Raw genomic sequence first — 16,849 nt, forward strand, 5'->3', positions numbered from 1 at the left:
GAGGAGCGACGTGAAGCAGGTAGTGCAGAACTACAAGAGCGGGGAGCTGGCGCTCCTCGACGTCGAAGTGCCCGCGTGCAAACCGGGGGGTGTGCTGGTCCGCACCGCCTATTCGCTGATCTCCACCGGCACCGAGATGATGAAGGTGTCCGAGGCGAGCCTTTCCTTGGTGGGCAAGGCGAAGGCCCGGCCGGATCAGGTCGCGAAGGTGATGCAGAGCGTCGCCACGAACGGGCTCGGCGCCACCTACCGCAAGGCGATGAACAAACTCGACTCGTACACGCCGCTGGGGTACTCGCTGTGCGGTGTCGTCGAGGAGGTCGGCGCGGGCATCGACGACGTCGCCGTCGGGGACTACGTGGCGTGCGCGGGGAACGAGCACGCGCTGCACGCGGAACTGAACTGGGTGCCCAAGAATCTCTACTCCAAGGTGCCCGACGGCGTCGACCCTCGGCATGCCGCGTTCGGCACGGTCGGCTCGATCGCCATGCAGGGTGTCCGCCAGGGCGAACCGCAGATCGGCGACATCGCGCTGGTCATCGGGCTCGGCCTGATCGGTCAGCTGGTCGTGCAGTTGCTGGTCGCTTCCGGGGTCCGCGTGGTCGGCGTCGACCCGGACCCGGCGCGGTGCGCGCTCGCCGAAGGGCTCGGTGCGCTGAAATGCGGTGATCCCGGCTCCGGTGTCATCGACACCGCGGTCGCGGAGATCAGCTCCGGGCACGGCGTCGACCAGGTGTACCTCGCCGCGGGTGGCAGCACGAACGAGCCGGTGGAGCTGGCCGCGAAGCTGGCCCGCGACCGCGGCCGGGTGATCGACATCGGCAAATGCTCGCTGAACCTGCCGTGGAACGCCTACTACGAAAAGGAACTCGACGTCCGGTTCTCCCGTTCGTACGGCCCCGGCCGCTACGACCCGGAGTACGAACTCGAAGGCCGCGACTACCCGATCGGCCAGGTCCGCTGGACCGAACGCCGCAATCTCGAATGCGTCGTCGACCTGATGGGCAGTGGCCGTCTCGACGTCGAGCCGCTGATCTCGCATGTCTCGGCCTTCTCCGACGCCGTCGAGACGTACCGGAAGCTGAACGAGGGCGAGCTGAAGGCCGTCGCGGTGCTGTTCGAGTACGAGAAGCGTGCCGCCACCACCACTGAGCCCGTCACCTCGGTCGCCCTTCCGAAACCGGTGACTTCCCGCGCGGTGCCGAAGCTCGACAGCTTGCGGATCGGCTTCATCGGCGCCGGCAACTACGCGTCCTCGATGCTCCTCCCGCATCTCGTGGAGATGGAGTACCTCGACCTCTTCGAAGTCGTCACCACGTCCGCGCTCTCGGGCGCGAACGCCAAGCGCAAGTTCGGCTTCGCCCGCGCCTCCACCGACGTCGACGCGATGCTCGAAGACGAATCGATCCACGCCGTGTTCATCGTGACCAGGCACAGTTCGCACGCCGAGCTGACCAGGCGAGCGCTGCTCGCGGGCAAGGCCGTCTTCGTGGAGAAGCCGCTCGCGCTGTCGGAGAAGGAACTCGAGATCGTGCTCGGCGCGATCGAGGAATCCGGCAACGACCGGCTGCAGGTCGGGTTCAACCGCCGGTTCGCCCCGCTGCTGAACGAGTCGGTGCGCCAGTTCGGCCCGCGGATCGGCCCGGCCTCCGTGCGGTACCTGGTCAACGCCGGGCAGCTCGACGCGAACAGCTGGTACAACCAGGCCGACAGCGAGGGCTCGCGGTTCGCCGGTGAGGGCGGGCACTTCATCGACACGGTCAGCTGGCTGCTGGGCTCCGACCCGGTCTCGGTGTACGCCACCGCGACGCCCGGGCACCAGGACCTCCAGATTCTGCTGCGTTACCCGGACGGCTCGACGGCCTCGATCGCGTACACCACCAGCGGTTCGTCGGCGTTCCCCAAGGAAACGATCGATCTCACCGCCGACGGCAAGGTGCTGAAGTTCGACGACTTCACGCGCGCGTCGGTGTTCGGCCGCAAGAAGTGGGCCAGTTCCCGGATTCCGAAGGGCCGGGACAAGGGGCAGGCGGCTGAACTCGAAGCGTTCGTCGACGCGCTGAGCACCGGTGTCGCGATGCCGGTCTCGGTCGAGTCGCTCGTTTCGACGACGTTGGCCACTCTCGCGGTCAACCGCAGCCTGGAGACCGGGATGCCGGTCCGGATCGGACTCGGCTGATGGATCCGTCCTGGTACCTGCGAAGGCTTTCGCGGATGGGGCCCGCCGAGATCGCGGGCCGGGTCACCGATGTCGTGCGCAAACGCCAGTGGCGCGGGGTCGCGGGGGAGAAGCCGTCCTGGCTGCCGGAACGCCGGTTCGTGAAGGCGCCCGGTGAAGACGTCCTCGCCGCCGTTTCGGGCGAAGCCGTCAAGGATCTGCTCGTCGCCGCCGACCGGCTGATGGACGGGCACGCCGAGTACTTCGGCGTCGAACGGGACGACCTCGTCGCCCCGGACTGGTCGTACGACCCGAAGACCGGCCGCCGCGCACCGTCCGATGTGTACTCCTTCGACATCCCGTACCGGAGCGAGGACGCCGTCGGCGACATCAAGCAGATCTGGGAGCCGTCGCGGCACCAGCACCTCACCGTGCTGGCCGCCGCGTACGCCCTGACCGGCGAAGAACGGTATGCCGAACGCGTCGCCGCGCACCTGAAGTCGTGGTGGGCGGCCAACCCGCCGATGCGCGGGGTGCACTGGGTCAGCGGGATCGAACTCGGCATCCGGCTGCTGTCGTGGGTGTGGGTCCGGCGCCTGCTGGACGGCTGGGCGCGGACACCGGCACTGTTCGAGGACAACCCCGTGGCGCTCGGCCAGATCTGGCACCACCAGCGCTGGCTCGCGGCGTTTCCGAGCCGGGGCTCTTCGGCGAACAACCACGTGATCGCCGAGGACGCGGGGCAGCTCGCCGCTGCCTGCGCGTTCGCCTGGTTCCCGGAATCCGCCCGATGGCGGGACACGGCGCTCGCGTCGCTCGACAAGATGCTGCGGCACAACACCTTCGACTCCGGGCTCAACCGGGAACTCGCCACCGAGTACCACGGGCTCGTCCTGGAGTTGGGGCTCGCCGGGGCGCTGGAGGCGAAGGCCGCCGGGGTCGCGGTGCCCGAGTCGACCTGGCTCGTCCTGCTCAGGATGACGGACGCGTTGGCGTCCATTGTGGACAATAAGCTGCGCCCGCCGAGGCAGGGCGACGCGGACGACGGCTTCGGGCTGATCATTGATGGCGCTGCCGGTGACGGCGCGAGCCGCTGGGCGTCGCTGCTCGACACCGGGTCCGTCCTTTTCGGACGGTTGGACTGGTGGCCGGAGACGCCGGGCGGTGACGTCCGCACCCAGCTCTTTTCCGCGCTGGCCAAGGACATCCAGGTCGGCGCGCGGCGTCCGGCGCGAAGGCGGGACGACTTCGCCGACGCCGGGATGACCATCCTGCGGAACGGCGCGATCTGGTGCCGCTGTGACGGCGGGCCGCACGGTTTCCTGTCCATCGCCGCGCACGCGCACGCGGACGCGCTTTCGGTGGAGGTCCGGCACGACGGCGTCGACATCCTCGCCGACCCCGGAACCTACTGCTACCACGGCGAACCGGAGTGGCGGTCGTACTTCCGGTCCACGGCCGGGCACAACACGCTCGAACTCGCCCGCACCGACCAATCCGTGTCCGGCGGCCCGTTCCTGTGGACGAAACACGCCGCGACCACCGTGATCGCGGCGGGCACGCCGTCGCGCTGGAGCGCGGAACACGACGGCTACGCGCCGTCGATCCACCGGCGTTCGGTGGAGTTGGAAGGCGCTGACCTGCGGATTCTCGACGAGGTGCGCGGCGAGGCCCGGCCGTGCCGTCTCGCGTTCCACTTCGGCCCGGCCGTCGAGGTCGTCCTCACCGGGGCGACGGCGAAGTTGTCCTGGACGGCCGACGGCCGGGAACGGAGCGCTTCGATGGAACTCCCGTCGCAGCTCAAGTGGTCCGCACACCGCGGCGAGACCACTCCGCCGCTCGGCTGGTACTCGGCCGGGTTCGGCCGTCGCGAGCCCGCGTGGACGCTGATCGGCACCGGGACCGCCTCGACCGAGATGACCACTGTGCTCACAGTGCCCGCTTTCGACCCCGAGGGGCCTCCGTTGTGACGGTTCGACCGCACCGCTTCCTGCCGATCCTGCTGGCCGCGACGGCCTTGGCCGCCTGCACCCCGGACCCCGCCGACGAGGCGGGCGCGGCGCCCGACCCCGGGCGAGCGCCGTCCGGTGCGGTGGCGCAGGTGTGCGGCAAACTGCCGCCGGGTCCGGTGGCGGCACCGGCGGGAGCGGTGACGGTCGATCCGGCCGTCGCGGGCGACCTCGTGGCGAAGACCCGGGCGAGCGGTCCGGGTACGACGTTCTGGCTGGCGCCCGGCACGCACCGGCTCGGCGACGACCGTTTCGACCAGGTCCAACCGAAGGCCGGGAACGTCTACCTCGGCGCGCCGGACGCCGTTCTCGACGGCGGGAAGATCAACCAGTACGCCTTCTCCGGCAGCGCCGCCGACGTCAAGATCCAGTACCTCACCGTGCGGGGATTCCAAGCCCCGCGCGACGAGGGCGTGGTCAACCACGACTCCGCCCCCGGTTGGACCATCGAGCACAACACGGTGCAGGACAACGAAGGCGCGGGCCTGATGGCGGGCGCGCGGCAGCAGGTGCGGGCGAACTGCCTGCGGAACAACGGGCAGTACGGGATGAACGCCTACGAGGGACAGAACGGGATCACCGGGCTCGTCGTCGAAGGCAACGAGATCACCGGGAACAACACCGGTGACTGGGAGAAGAAGGTCGACGGCTGCGGCTGCACCGGCGGCGTGAAGTTCTGGGCCGTCGACGGCGCCGACGTCCGCGGCAACTGGGTGCACGCCAACCGCGGGGTCGGGTTGTGGGCCGACACGAACAACAACGACTTCCTGGTCGAGGGCAATCTCGTCGAGGGCAACGACAGCACCGGGCTCATGTACGAGACCAGCTACAACGCCGTCATCCGCGGCAACACCCTCCGCCGCAACAACCGCGTGGACGGCAAGACCTTCATCGACCGCGGCGACAGCTTCCCGGTGGCGGCGATCTACCTCTCCGAATCCGGTGGCGAGCCGAGGGTGAAGGCGCGGACGGACAAGGTGGAGATCGCCGGGAACGTCCTCGAGAACAACTGGAACGGCATCACGCTCTGGGAGAACTCGGACCGGTTCTGCAACAGTCCCGCCAACACCTCGTCCGGATCGTGCACGAAACTGGTGCCGGACCACGAGACCTGCGCCCGGCCGGCGATCGGGTCCGGCACGCTGTTCGACGACTGCCGCTGGAAGACCCAGCGCGTCGAGATCCACCACAACCGGTTCGTCCTCGACCCGGCGGTGGCGGGCTGCGAGAACACCTGCGCGCGGATGGCCGTGCTCGCGAACTTCGGCACGTACCCGGACTGGTCGCCGTATCAGGGTGAGGTCGTGCAGCACGCGATCACCTTCGCCCAGGGCAACAAGTGGCACGACAACACCTACGTCGGCCCGTGGAACTTCGTCGCCTTCGAACCGAGCCGGAACCTGAGCATCGGAGAATGGCAGGGCGGCCCGTACAACCAGGACGCCGGATCGACCTACAGCCGTCAAGGGGGAGGCTGACATGCGGCAGAGAGCCCGTTTCCCGCATCTGCCCCGGGGCGAACGCCCCTCGCAATCGCCGGACATGCCGAAGGCGGTCGCCCTCGTATGGGCGCTGCTGATCCTGAACACGCTGGGCTCCACCGGCGCGACGACGGTCATCCCGATCCCGCGTTCGGTGATCCAGCTGGTCACCATGGGCTCGCTCGTGCTGGCGTTCTGCGTCGCGCTGGCGTTGAACGCCCGGCTCCGGATCCGGCCGAGCGCGTACCTGCTGCTGCTCAGCATCCTGGTGGTGCTCAGTCTGCTGGCGAGCCTGAACCTCGAAGTCGGGTACGGCGCGCTGTTCCGCTGCTTCCGGTTCGGCCTGTTCGTCAGCACGCTGTGGCTGCTGACCCGGTGGTGGGACGGCGGCATCCGGCTCGTGCGGCATCACATCCGGACGTACTCGGTGGTGCTGCTGACGGTCGTCGTCGGGCTGGCCGCTTCACCGGGGATCGCGCTGGCCGAGGAGTACGGCGGACGGCTGACCGGCACCATCTGGCCGCTGACCCCGCCGCAGGTCGGGCAGTACTCTGCGGTGGTCATCGGGCTCACGCTGCTGCTGTGGCTCGGCGGTGAACTCGACCGGCTGAACGCGCTGATCGTCATCGTCCCCTCGATCGGCATCCTGCTGCTGACCCACACCCGCACCGCCACGCTCGGCCTGGTCGCCGGCGTGCTGATCGCGCTGCTCTCCCTCTGGATGTCCAGCGCGCGGGCCAGGAAGGTGTTCGCCGGGGTCGCGCTGATCGGCGCGGTGTCCGCGGTCGTCCTCGGTTCGCTGGTGCAGGCCTGGTTCCTGCGCGGCCAGAGCTCGGAGAACTTCTCCAGCCTCACCGGCCGCGCGAAGGTGTGGGACGCGCTGCTGTCCGACCCGCGCACCCTCGGCGAGTACGTGTTCGGCGTCGGGCTGACGAACAAGTCCTACATCGGCCTGCCCATCGACAACAGCTGGCTCGCGGTCTACCACGAACAGGGCTACGTCGGGATCGCGATCGTCGCGGCCTTCATGCTCGTGCTGATCGTGGTCGCCGCGCTGCGGCCGCCGTCGCTGGCCAGGGCGTGCGCGATCTTCCTGATCACCTACTGCGTTTCGGCGTCCTACACCGAGGCGGGCCTCGGTGACGCGTCGCCGTACCTGCTGCATCTCGCGCTGGCGGCGTCGCTGCTGGTGCGGGTGCCTTCCGAAACCGTCTCCGAGAAGAAGTTCGTTCCGGCCAAGGAGCCTGTGTGAAGGTCCTCGTGGTCCACAACCGCTATCGGTCCGAGCAGCCGAGCGGGGAGAACAACGTCGTCGACCAGGAGGTCGCGCTGCTCGCGGCCGCCGGGCACGACGTCGGCCTGTTCGAACGGCGCAGTGACGACATCTCCGCGATGTCGTTGCCGCGCAAGGCCGTCGTCCCGCTCCAGGTGCCGTGGAACCGGGCCGTGCGTGCCGATCTCGCCCGTCGGCTGACCGAAGACCGGCCGGACGTCGTCCACGTCCACAACACTTTCCCGCTGCTGTCGCCGTCGGTGCTGGCGGCGTGCGCGGACGCGCGTGTGCCCGCCGTCGCGACCGTGCACAACTACACCCTGATCTGCCCGCCTGGCACGCTGTACCGCGACGGTCACGTGTGCACGGACTGCGTCGGCCGGACACCGGCGCCCGCGGTGCGGCACGGTTGTTATCGCGGGTCGGCGCTGGCGACCGTGCCGATGGCGGCGAGCCTGATGCTCAACCGGCGTCGCTGGTGGTCCGGGGTCTCCCGGTTCTTCTGCATCTCACGGGCGCAACGCGAGGTGCTGGTGGCCGCCGGGATGCCCGCGGAACGGCTGGCGGTGAAGTACAACTTCGTCGCCGATCCCGGCATCCGGCGCTCCGGTACCGGCGAGCACGTGCTGTTCCTCGGCCGGATCACCGCGGAGAAGGGGATCGGCCTGCTCATGGCGGCCTGGGACCGGCTCGCCGCGACCGGTGGGCTCGGCATGCCGCTGGTGATCGCGGGGACCGGCCCGATGCAGGACGAGGTCGCGCGCTGGGCGGAAGGCCGCGACGACGTCCGCTACGAAGGGCTGCGAAGCAAGGCGGAATGCGCCGGACTGGTCACTCGCGCGGCGGTCGCGGTGGCGCCGTCGGAATGGCTGGAGACGTTCGGGCTGGTGGTCGTCGAGGCGATGGCCGCCGGGGTCCCGACCGTCGCGGCCGCGCACGGCGCGTTCCGCGAACTGGTCGAGGACGGAGTGACCGGGCTGCTGCACGAACCCGGCGACGCAGAGTCGCTGGCGCGGCGGCTGCGGGAGATCGTCGGCGACGACGGGCGGAACCGTGAACTCGGCACGGCGGCGCGGCTGGTCTACGAACAGGAGTTCACGCCGGAAGTTGGGCTGGAGCGGCTGATCGGCGGTTACCGGGACGCGATCGGGCGGGTGGCCGCGGAGTGAAACCGGCCCTGCCGCCGGTGCTCCGCCCGGCCGCGTTCGTCCTCGCCGTGGCAGGCGGGCTCGGCGCACTGGTGCTGGGCCTGGTCTACGCCGGCACCTCCGGGCCGACCGGGCTGGACGCGACGCTGGTCGACGCGCTCGCCTGGTCCGGCGATCCCTGGTGGACTATCGCGACGGTGATCGATTTCGTCGGTGAACCCGTCGGCGCGATCGTCACCATGGTCGTGTTCCTCGGCTGGTGCTGGTATTCGCGGCGGCCGCGCACCGCCGTCACCGGAGTGGTTGCCGCGTTGGTCACCGTCGGGCTGACGAGCGGGCTGAAACCGCTCATCGGCCGGTACATCCACGGCGAATTCCTGGCCTATCCCAGCGGGCACACCGGATTCGCCACCGCGTTGACCTTCACCGCCGCGCTCGGCGTGCTCGGTGGTCTTCGGCGTGGCCCGGCGTCGGTGCTGCTGGTCGTCGCGGTCGTCGTCGCCGGGGCCGCGATGGGCTGGGCCGAGGTAACAATGGGCGCGCACTACCCGACTGACACGCTGGGTGGCTTCGGTGTGGCGCTCGCGGTGGTTCCGGCGATCGCAGTGCTCACCGACAAAGGGGCGACCCGGCGAACGCCGTGAACGGTATTCCTCGAACACCGCACTGCGAAAGGATCGGCTCCTCATGTCCCTCATCGATGCCGCCAAGAAGGTCGCCGCACGGGCGGAGGACCTCGGCCAGCGCGCACTGGCGACGGTCGGCGCCAAACAGTCCGAGTCCGCCATCTCGGCCGACGCACAGGGCTATTGGAACTCGCCCGGCGAGAAAAGATGGAAGGACAATTCGCACTGGCGCGATTCCGGCACCTTCGACGGCAACGACCTCTGGTCCGAAATCGGGAAGCGGCACCTCGACATGTTCGAGGGCGGTGCCCGTTTGGCGGACTTCGACCGGCCGTGGAATCGCGTCGTCGAATGGGGCTGCGGCGGCGGCGCGAACGCCATCCATTTCGCCCCGCGTGCCCAGGAATTCATCGGCGTCGACATCTCCGCCGAGACCCTCGCGGAATGCGAGAAGCAGGTCGCGAACGTCTGTGACACCCCGTTCCAGGCCGTCGAAATCGACGTCGCGAACCCGGAAGCCGCGCTTTCGATGGTGAAGGAACCCTGCGACGTCTACGTGAGCTTCTACGTTTTCGAGCTGATCCCGACGCCGGAATACGGCGAACGCCTGCTCCGCATCGCGCGGGAACTGCTCGTCCCCGGCGGGCTCGCGCTGATCCAGGTCAAGTACGACCCCGGCACCTGGCGGACCCGGCCGCGCCGTCGTTCGTACCGCTCGGGGCTGGCGGCGATGACGACCTACCGCGTCGACGCCTTCTGGCAGCTGGCGGAGCGGTGCGGGTTCACGCCCCAGGCGATCCAGTTGGTGCCGAAGAACGAGCTGGACGAGCGATACGCGTACTTCTTCCTGACGAAGCCCTGACTTCCGCATTCAGCCGACTGACTGCGTCGCTCTGGTGCCGGGCCCGGCGTCGCGAAAGCCACTTTCGCGACACCGCCTCGGACCGCGTTTAGCCGACTAACTGCGGGACCGAAAACGCACCTCGCGTGAATGAGGACGTAACTCGCGTGCTCAGCCGCGTAACTCACGTGCTCAGAGACGTAACTCGCGTGATCAGACGGACGACACGTGTGTCCAGACGGACGACACGCGTGATTGCGCGGACGACACGCGCACGCGGCCGTGACCACCGAGAGTCGGCCGCCTGGACACGCGTGTCGTCCCTCCAATCACGCGTGTCGTCCATCGGATCACACGCGTCGTCCGTCTGATCACGCAAGTTACGTCCTCAAGCACGCGAGTTACGGTTTTGATCACGCGAGTTACGCGTCTGATCACGTGAGTTGCGGCTTCAATCACGCGAGTGCGGCGTCTGATCACGCGAGTCGCGCCTTCGGTCACCGGGCCGGGCAACCGCCGGCACCGTCGAAAGTGCTGCAAGGGTCCTGCCCGTAGGGAGCCGCCCGCCAAGCGACTACGTCCAGCGACCGCGACGCGTCATGCGCCACGAACGACCAATGCCCGACGTAGGTGTTCGAGAACCACTCGTTGTCCTGAGCGAACGTCACCGCCTCGGACACGGCGTTGCCCCGATACGGCGACCACGACGGATAAGTACCGTAGTTCGACAGCACGGCCATGCGCCCGCACAGTCCCGTGCAGTCGGGCGCGCTCTGGAAAACGTTGTCGTGCACGTTGACCCGCTGGGTCTTCCAGCGGCAGTCGTCGTACGCCGGTTCCCGCGCGATCGTCTCGGGCGCGCAGTCCGACGGCGAGGCGACGACGCGGGTGCAGGTCCCGGTCGAGGTGTTCGAGGGACTGTTGCAGAACCGGTCGGCGTTCTCCCACAGCGTCAGGCCGCCCCAGTTGTCCTCGAACACGTTCTCCGCGATCTCGATCATGTCGGTCCGCGCCCAGATCCGCGGTTCGCCGCCGGACTCGCTCAGATACACCGCGGCGATCGGGAAGTTGTTGCCCCGCGCGGCGAAATCGCGTCCCAGCACCAGGGCGTTGCGGCGGAAGGTGTTGCTGCGGATGATCAGGTTGTAGCTGATCTCGTAGAACAGCGCCTCGGCGTCGTTGTCCTCGATCGTGTTGTCTTCGATGATGAAGTCGTTGTTGTTCGTATCCGCCCAGAGCCCGGCGCCGTGGTTGTGGTGCACCCAGTTCCCTCGGATGTCCGCGCCGTCGACGGCCCAGAATTTCGCTCCGCCGCTGCAACCGCAGCCGGGCTGTTTCTTCTCCCAGTCGTCGGTGTTGTTCCAGGCGATCTCGTTGCCCTCCACCACAAGCCCGGTGATGCCGCCGCCCGCGCGGTAGGCGTTGATCCCGTACTGCCCGTTCTTCCGCAGGCAGTTCCCGAGGACCTCCTGCCGCGGCCCGGCCATCATCGCGGCACCGCGGTTGTGCTCGATGACGTTGCCCTCGATCACCCAGTGCTCACCGGAATCGTGGTTCACCACGCCCTGGTCCTGCGGTGCGACGAAACCGCGGATCGTCAGCCCGCGGATCACGACGTCCTTGGCCTGCTGGGTGAACGCCGCCCGGTTGATGCCGCGGCCGTCCAGGACCGCGCCGGGTGCGCCGACGTAGACGTTGCCGTCCTTCGGGATCACCTGGCTGTACGGGTCGTCGGCGAGGATGTGCGTCCCGGTGCTGAGCCAGAACGCCGTTCCCGGCGGATGCGCCGAGGTCTCGATCGCGAGGTGTTCGCCGGGATCGACGACGACGGCGTTCTCCGGTTTCGGGGAACTCGCCGGTCCCGACGCGCAGACGGCCGGCGCCTCGGCCGCCGATGCCACAGCGGTGAAGGAGCCGGCCGTCAGGACCACCGACAGCGCGAGCGCCGTCGTTCTTGCCCAAGTCATGGGTTTCAAGGTAAGTCACCGCGCAGCACACCGGATGGACACGAAAGTGTGGTCATCACGCGAACCTCCGGAACACCGGTTTCACCGGACGGCCGCCCGTCCACTGCGTCGGGTCCTGGACTTCGAGGGCTTTCCGGTACGTGGTGCAGGCCCGCGAGACGACGTCGATCGTCTTGTCGATGTCGGCCTCGGTGAGCCCGGCGCTGACCACGAACGACGGCCCGATCACCCCGCCGGTGATCAGTTCCCGCAGGAACAGCGTCCGATACGGCTGTGACGGCTCGCCCTTGTCGTCGAGCGTGGCGAACACCAGGTTGCTCGCCCTGCCGCGTACGAGCACGTGTTCGCCGACTCCGGCGCTCGCGGCGACCTCGCGGACACCCGCCGCGAGCCGGTCGCCCAGCGCGTGCAGCCGCGCGGTGATCCCTTCTTCGGCGTAGGTGTCGAAGACGGCGATCGCCGCGGCGAGGGAATGCGTCTCGGCGCCGTGGGTCGTCGAAAGCAGGAAGACCCGTTCGCGGTGGTCGCGCAGCCCGCCGAGTTCCATGTACTCCCGTTTGCCCGCCAGCGCCGAAACCGCGAAACCGTTCCCCAGCGCCTTGCCGAACGCCGAGAGATCCGGGGTGACGCCGTACAGCCCCTGCGCCCCGGCCTCCGACCAGCGGAACCCGGTGATCATCTCGTCGAACACCAGCAGGCAGCCGTACCGATCGCACAGGTTCCGCAGCCCGGCGAGATACCCCGGCGGCGGCTCCTTCTGGGTCGCGGCCTCCAGGACGAGGCAGGCGACCTCGTGCTCCCGCAGCAGCTCTTCCGTGGCCGCGAGATCACCGTAGGGGAAGGAGACCGTCAGTTCCGTCGTCTCGCCGGGGATCCCGGCGGACATCGGCGTGGTCCCGATGAACCAGTCGTCGGTGGAGAAGAACGCGTGGTCGCGGCAGATCGCCACGAGCGTCCGCCCGGTCGCCGCCCGCGCCAGCCGGATGGCGGCCGTGGTCGCGTCCGAGCCGTTCTTCGCGAACTTCACCATCTCCGCGGTCGGCACGGCGGCGAGGAACCGCTCCGCGGCTTCGGCCTCGATGATGGACGGCCGGACGAAGTTGCCGCCCTTTTCGATTTCGGTCCGGACGGCTTCCAGGACCCGTGGGTGCGCGTGGCCGAGGCTGACCGCGCGAAGCCCCGATCCGTACTCGATGTATTCGTTCCCGTCGACGTCCCACACGTGGCCGGCGAGGCCGCGCGCGATGACCGGTGAGAAGTCATCGGGGTACTGGTCCTGGCCCTTGGCGTAGGTGTGCGCGCCACCGGGGATGGCTCGGTGCAGTCGTTCGTTCGCCTGGTCGGAGCGCGGCAAAGGGCGGTTCACGGGATCACCTCGTGGTCGTCAGTGCGGCGGCGAGCGGAGGGGCGTGGGCGTCACGTTCGGACACCGCGCTGATCGCGAGTGGCCACGGGATGGCCAGTTCGGGATCGGCGTAGGAGATCGCGATGTCCTCGCACCGGTCGTGCGGCCGGTCGATGCGGTAGGAGATGTCGGCGGGGTCGGTGAGCGCCTGGAACCCGTGCGCGCACCCCGCCGGGATGTACAGGGAGACCTGGGTCTCCCCGGACAGTTCGAACCCTTTCACGGCCCGGAAGGTGGGGGAGTCCGGCCGCAGGTCCACGATGACGTCGAAGATGGCGCCGGAGGAGCAGCGGACCAGCTTGGCCTCGCCGCGCCCGCCGCGCAGGTGCATTCCGCGCACGACTCCCTTGCGGGACCGCGAAATGCTGTCCTGCGCGAAGCCGCCGGGGTCGATGCCCACCGAGGCAACGACCTCGCTGTCGAAGGTGCGGCTGAAGAAACCGCGCTCGTCGGAGAACGGTGTCGGCGTGAAGAGGTAGGCGCCTTCGATTTCGGGAACCGCTTCGACCTTCATCGGATCTCCTCGGGCTCGCGGAACAGCGTCCTGTCGAGGACGTCGTACTGCTTCTCCAGCAGTTTCCCCTTGGCGGCGCTCCGATCCCGGAGGCGCTGCCAGAATTCCTCGGGTTTGGCCTCGAGTTCGGCGAGTTGCCGGACGAGCAGGTCGACGTCGACCGCGCGCGCGGACTGGCAGTACTCCGCCAGCCCCATGTTCGCCATGATGCTGTCCATCTTCTGCGAATAGCTGATCGAGATCGTCGGCTTCGCGAGCTTCAGCGAGCACAGGACGTTGTGGTAGCGCGTCCCGACGACGGCGCCGAGTGCGGCGATCTCGGTGATGAGGTCGCCGAGGGTGGGCAGTTTCGCCGCGGTCACCTGGTTCGGGTCGAGGCCGGGCCGGTGTTCGCGCAGGTCGGCGAAGATCTCTTCGACGACGGGGTCGTCGATCTCGTCGCCGGTGAGCAGCCGGATCTCCCGTCCGTCGTCGACCAGTCTGCGCACGAGCCGTTTCATCGCGTCCACATAGGACGAACGGATCTCCTCGCCCCGGCGCCGGTCGTCGTTGCCCCCGTGGAATTCCATGACCCCGACCCCGACGACGTCCGACGGCCGCCCGGCGGGGATCGGCATCGCGAACGCCAGATCCGGGTAGAGGTCGTCCTTCGCGGTGTCGAGGCCCATCTCGCGCCAGGCGTCGCGGGACAGCTCGTCGCGGAAGGACCGGTAGTGCGCGGAGCGGGCGGCGATCCGGTAGAGGCGCCGCGTGGTCCGCTGGCGGATGACGTTCGAGCCGACGTTGAGCAGCGCGACCCTGGTCCCCCACAGCCTGCCCGACACCCCCAGCAGCGCCATCGCGTACGGGAAACCCCAGGGCCGCAAAGGAAGCGTTGTTTCGAGGACGCCGGCGCCGGGGACGATCACCACGTCGCACCGCCGGGTCCAGGAGAGGATCTTGAGCGTGTCGGCGACCTTGCCGACGACCTTCAGCAGGGCCGCGAGCACCCCCGTCGTGTCACGGTTGCGCGAGTAGTACCAGAGCAGTGACTCCGCTTTGACGCCGTAGCGCTCCTCGACCAGTTCGGGACCGGAGCAGAGGCAGCTGAGTTCCGCCTCCGGATGTCGTTGTCGTACGTACTCGAGTACGACTTCGAGTGATCCGTCATTGCCGATGTTCCCTGCCCCCAGCAGACCGAAGAAGCCGACCCGGGGATGTCTTCGCTTTCTCGCTCCGGAGCGAGAGGTCACGACGTCCTCCTCTGCCGCCCAGGGACCACGGCGTCGATGTTCATTCCGTCGATTTCGGGTGCCGCGTCCTCGGCGCGGTCCTCGTTCCGGCCGCGGGACCGGTCGGCCAGCCAGGACGCGAGATGCCGGTAGCACTCCCGCCGGTCCGCCGAAGAGAGCGGCGCCCGGCGGATACCGCCGACGAAGCCGCCGATGTACTCGCCGATCAGCCGCGGCATCGGGTTCCGCACCGGGTCGGCGCGCCGCGGGTCGAGGTTCGAGCAGCGCTTCCGGATGCTCGGGTTCGCCCGTTCGGCGCGGCCGGGGTGGTCGCGGCGGAAGTACTGCACCTCGGGGACCTGGTGGAACGGGCCGTGGAGGCTCAGTTCGGCGACATAGGTGCGGTCGGCGTGGTGGTAGCTGTCGAGCGGTTTGACCCGGCGGAGCACGTGCGTGCGTATCACGCCGTAGAAGTCGTCGCCGCCCGTTTCGAACAGCAGGCTGCGGAACCGCGTCGGCGCGTGCGGCGAGTCCGTCGCCAGCGGGTAGTCGAGTTTGTGGGTCACCGCGCCGTGATCGTCGATGATCGCCTGCCAGCTGTGGGCGACGATCGTTTCCGGCCGCTCGTCCAGCGCCTCGATACAGAGTTTGATCAGGTCACGGCCGTAAAGGTCGTCATGTGAGGCCCATTTGAACAGCTCGCCGCGGGCTTCGTCGAGGACCCGGTTGTGGTTCGGGGACGCGCCGACGTTCTTCGGCAGCCGCAGATACCGGATCCGGGCGTCGCGGCCCTCGTAGTCCCGGCAGATCTCTTCGGTACCGTCGGTCGAAGCGTTGTCCGAAATGATCAGCTCGAAGTCTTCGTGACTCTGGCCCAGCAGGGCGTCGAGCGATTCGGACAGGTACTCCTCGCCGTTGTAGACGGGCAGACCGATGCTGAGCCGTGGAATCCGGGTCATACCATTCCCACCTCTTCGTCGTTGGTGCGTGCCGCGACCGGCCGGTACTCGCGATACGCGACACGGAGCTGGTACCACCACATCGCGGCGCCCAGCCAGACCGAGAGCATCGAGCCCCACGCGGCACCTTCGGCGCCGTCGAGGTAGGCGCCGATGATCCCGAAGACCACGTAACCCACCGAAGCGACCAGCTGGGCACGGAGACTGCGTTTGGCGTTGCCGAGGGCACGCAAGCCGGCGGCCGCGCCCGCGACGAAACCGGCGGCGGTGACCGAGAGAGTGACCGGCAGGATCAGCGGCTCGGCCGCGTCCCAGACCGAGCCCATGATCCAGCGCCCGACGTCGTAGGGCACCAGGAGCAGCAACCCGAGGCCCCACAGCAGGGCCGCACCCGCTTGGCCGCCGCCGAGCACCACGCAGAAGTGCTTCAGCCGGTGCGGGGCGCGGTGTAGGACGCGAGCGCCTTCGGCCACTGTCGTGAGCGAAAGCCCCATCAGCAGGGCGAGGAACGGCCCGAGCAGCTGCTCGGCACCGCGGACCGCGCCGACCGCCGTGATCCCCGCGATCGCCCCGAGCCCGTAGGCGCGCAGCTGTGACGAGCCGGCGTTGCTGACGTTTTCGATCAGGTACCGCACGCTGAGGTCGCGCTGTTCCTTCACCCAGCCCGTCATCTCCGAGAGTTTCGGCACGATGCCGGTCTGGAACAGCCCGTAGACGGCCGCGACCGCACCGGCCAGTCCCCAGGCCAGGATGAACGCGACCACGGTGCCGAAATGCGAGGCGATGGCCAGCGCCGGGATCAGCGCGACACCCCACACCGTGTCGTTGACGAAGGCCTTCCTGCCGTCGCCCTTGGCGAACAGCGCGAACCGCCAGGCGTCCTGCAGCATCAGCCCGGGGAGCACGACGCCGAGCGCGACGAACACCCCGCCCAGCGGCTGCACGGCGAGGAAACCGACGATCACGCTGACCAGGCCGGTCGCGAGGCCGACCCCGATCGCCGTCCCCGCCGCCCGCGACACCGCCCGGCGCCAGGCTTCCTCCGGCACCGCGGAGAAACGCACCATCATCGGGTCGGTGGCCAGGCCGCGCGAGAGGTTGAGCACCACGCCGTAGGTCACCCACGCGAGGCTGAACATGCCGAAGGCGAACGTGCCCAGCGAGCGCGCGACGAACAGCCCGACCGCGAAGTTGGTCAGGCTCGAAACGGCCTGGTCGCCGAGGCCCCAGCTGAGCCTGCCGGCCATGGCGCGTACG

At 68.8% G+C, this 16,849-nt stretch carries 13 protein-coding genes; 7 read left to right on the top strand and 6 right to left on the bottom strand.

Going from position 1 to position 16,849, the window contains the following annotated elements; genetic code table 11:
- Nucleotides 1-10 precede the first annotated feature (10 nt).
- The 7 genes from ACLJQ7_RS21915 (at nt 11) to ACLJQ7_RS21945 (ending at nt 9,557) form a co-directional block, all read left to right on the top strand.
- Complete coding sequence (locus ACLJQ7_RS21915; RefSeq protein WP_410650060.1) at nt 11-2,179, top strand: bi-domain-containing oxidoreductase; 2,169 nt, start codon at nt 11-13, stop codon at nt 2,177-2,179.
- Nucleotides 2,179-4,128, top strand: coding sequence for an alginate lyase family protein (locus ACLJQ7_RS21920; protein ID WP_410650061.1), 1,950 nt, complete (start codon nt 2,179-2,181; stop codon nt 4,126-4,128). The genes ACLJQ7_RS21915 and ACLJQ7_RS21920 overlap by 1 nt, the downstream gene beginning before the upstream one ends.
- Entirely contained in the window at nt 4,125-5,645 is a 1,521-nt protein-coding gene (locus ACLJQ7_RS21925) for a right-handed parallel beta-helix repeat-containing protein (protein WP_410650062.1), read from the top strand. Before ACLJQ7_RS21920 ends, ACLJQ7_RS21925 begins: the two co-directional genes overlap by 4 nt.
- A 64-nt stretch (nt 5,646-5,709) precedes the next feature.
- Nucleotides 5,710-6,900, top strand: coding sequence for an O-antigen ligase family protein (locus ACLJQ7_RS21930; protein ID WP_410650294.1), 1,191 nt, complete (start codon nt 5,710-5,712; stop codon nt 6,898-6,900).
- A complete protein-coding gene (locus ACLJQ7_RS21935) occupies nt 6,897-8,090 on the top strand; it encodes a glycosyltransferase (protein WP_410650063.1) in 1,194 nt (397 codons plus the stop codon). Before ACLJQ7_RS21930 ends, ACLJQ7_RS21935 begins: the two co-directional genes overlap by 4 nt.
- Nucleotides 8,087-8,713, top strand: a complete 627-nt coding sequence (locus tag ACLJQ7_RS21940) for a phosphatase PAP2 family protein (protein ID WP_410650064.1) — start codon at nt 8,087-8,089, stop codon at nt 8,711-8,713. Before ACLJQ7_RS21935 ends, ACLJQ7_RS21940 begins: the two co-directional genes overlap by 4 nt.
- A 43-nt stretch (nt 8,714-8,756) precedes the next feature.
- Nucleotides 8,757-9,557 carry a class I SAM-dependent methyltransferase gene (locus tag ACLJQ7_RS21945; protein WP_410650065.1) on the top strand — a complete coding sequence of 267 codons (801 nt, stop codon included), beginning with the start codon at nt 8,757-8,759 and terminating at the stop codon, nt 9,555-9,557.
- 476 nt (nt 9,558-10,033) lie between these two features.
- Here ACLJQ7_RS21945 and ACLJQ7_RS21950 read toward each other — a convergent pair whose 3' ends face one another.
- From ACLJQ7_RS21950 to ACLJQ7_RS21975, 6 genes are read right to left on the bottom strand one after another with little or no spacing between them, the layout of a single operon-like run.
- On the bottom strand, nt 10,034-11,503 hold the full coding sequence (locus ACLJQ7_RS21950; RefSeq protein WP_410650066.1) for a right-handed parallel beta-helix repeat-containing protein: 1,470 nt from the start codon (nt 11,501-11,503) through the stop codon (nt 10,034-10,036).
- A gap of 55 nt (nt 11,504-11,558) precedes the next feature.
- On the bottom strand, nt 11,559-12,869 hold the full coding sequence (locus ACLJQ7_RS21955) for a glutamate-1-semialdehyde 2,1-aminomutase (protein ID WP_410650067.1): 1,311 nt from the start codon (nt 12,867-12,869) through the stop codon (nt 11,559-11,561).
- Nucleotides 12,870-12,873: 4 nt separating this feature from the next.
- Nucleotides 12,874-13,422 (bottom strand): dTDP-4-dehydrorhamnose 3,5-epimerase family protein, encoded by a 549-nt coding sequence (locus ACLJQ7_RS21960; protein WP_410650068.1) that lies wholly within the window; start codon nt 13,420-13,422, stop codon nt 12,874-12,876.
- The gene (locus ACLJQ7_RS21965; RefSeq protein ID WP_410650069.1) at nt 13,419-14,654 is read right to left on the bottom strand and encodes a polysaccharide pyruvyl transferase family protein; all 1,236 of its coding nucleotides are present in this window, start codon (nt 14,652-14,654) and stop codon (nt 13,419-13,421) included. Before ACLJQ7_RS21965 ends, ACLJQ7_RS21960 begins: the two co-directional genes overlap by 4 nt.
- On the bottom strand, nt 14,651-15,592 hold the full coding sequence (locus ACLJQ7_RS21970; protein WP_410650070.1) for a glycosyltransferase family 2 protein: 942 nt from the start codon (nt 15,590-15,592) through the stop codon (nt 14,651-14,653). The genes ACLJQ7_RS21965 and ACLJQ7_RS21970 overlap by 4 nt, the downstream gene beginning before the upstream one ends.
- A complete protein-coding gene (locus tag ACLJQ7_RS21975) occupies nt 15,589-16,839 on the bottom strand; it encodes a hypothetical protein (protein WP_410650295.1) in 1,251 nt (416 codons plus the stop codon). The genes ACLJQ7_RS21970 and ACLJQ7_RS21975 overlap by 4 nt, the downstream gene beginning before the upstream one ends.
- Between the last annotated feature and the right edge of the window lie 10 nt (nt 16,840-16,849).

Origin of the sequence: Amycolatopsis sp. cmx-4-54 (assembly GCF_046548895.1) — a bacterium.
Classification (GTDB): domain Bacteria; phylum Actinomycetota; class Actinomycetes; order Mycobacteriales; family Pseudonocardiaceae; genus Amycolatopsis.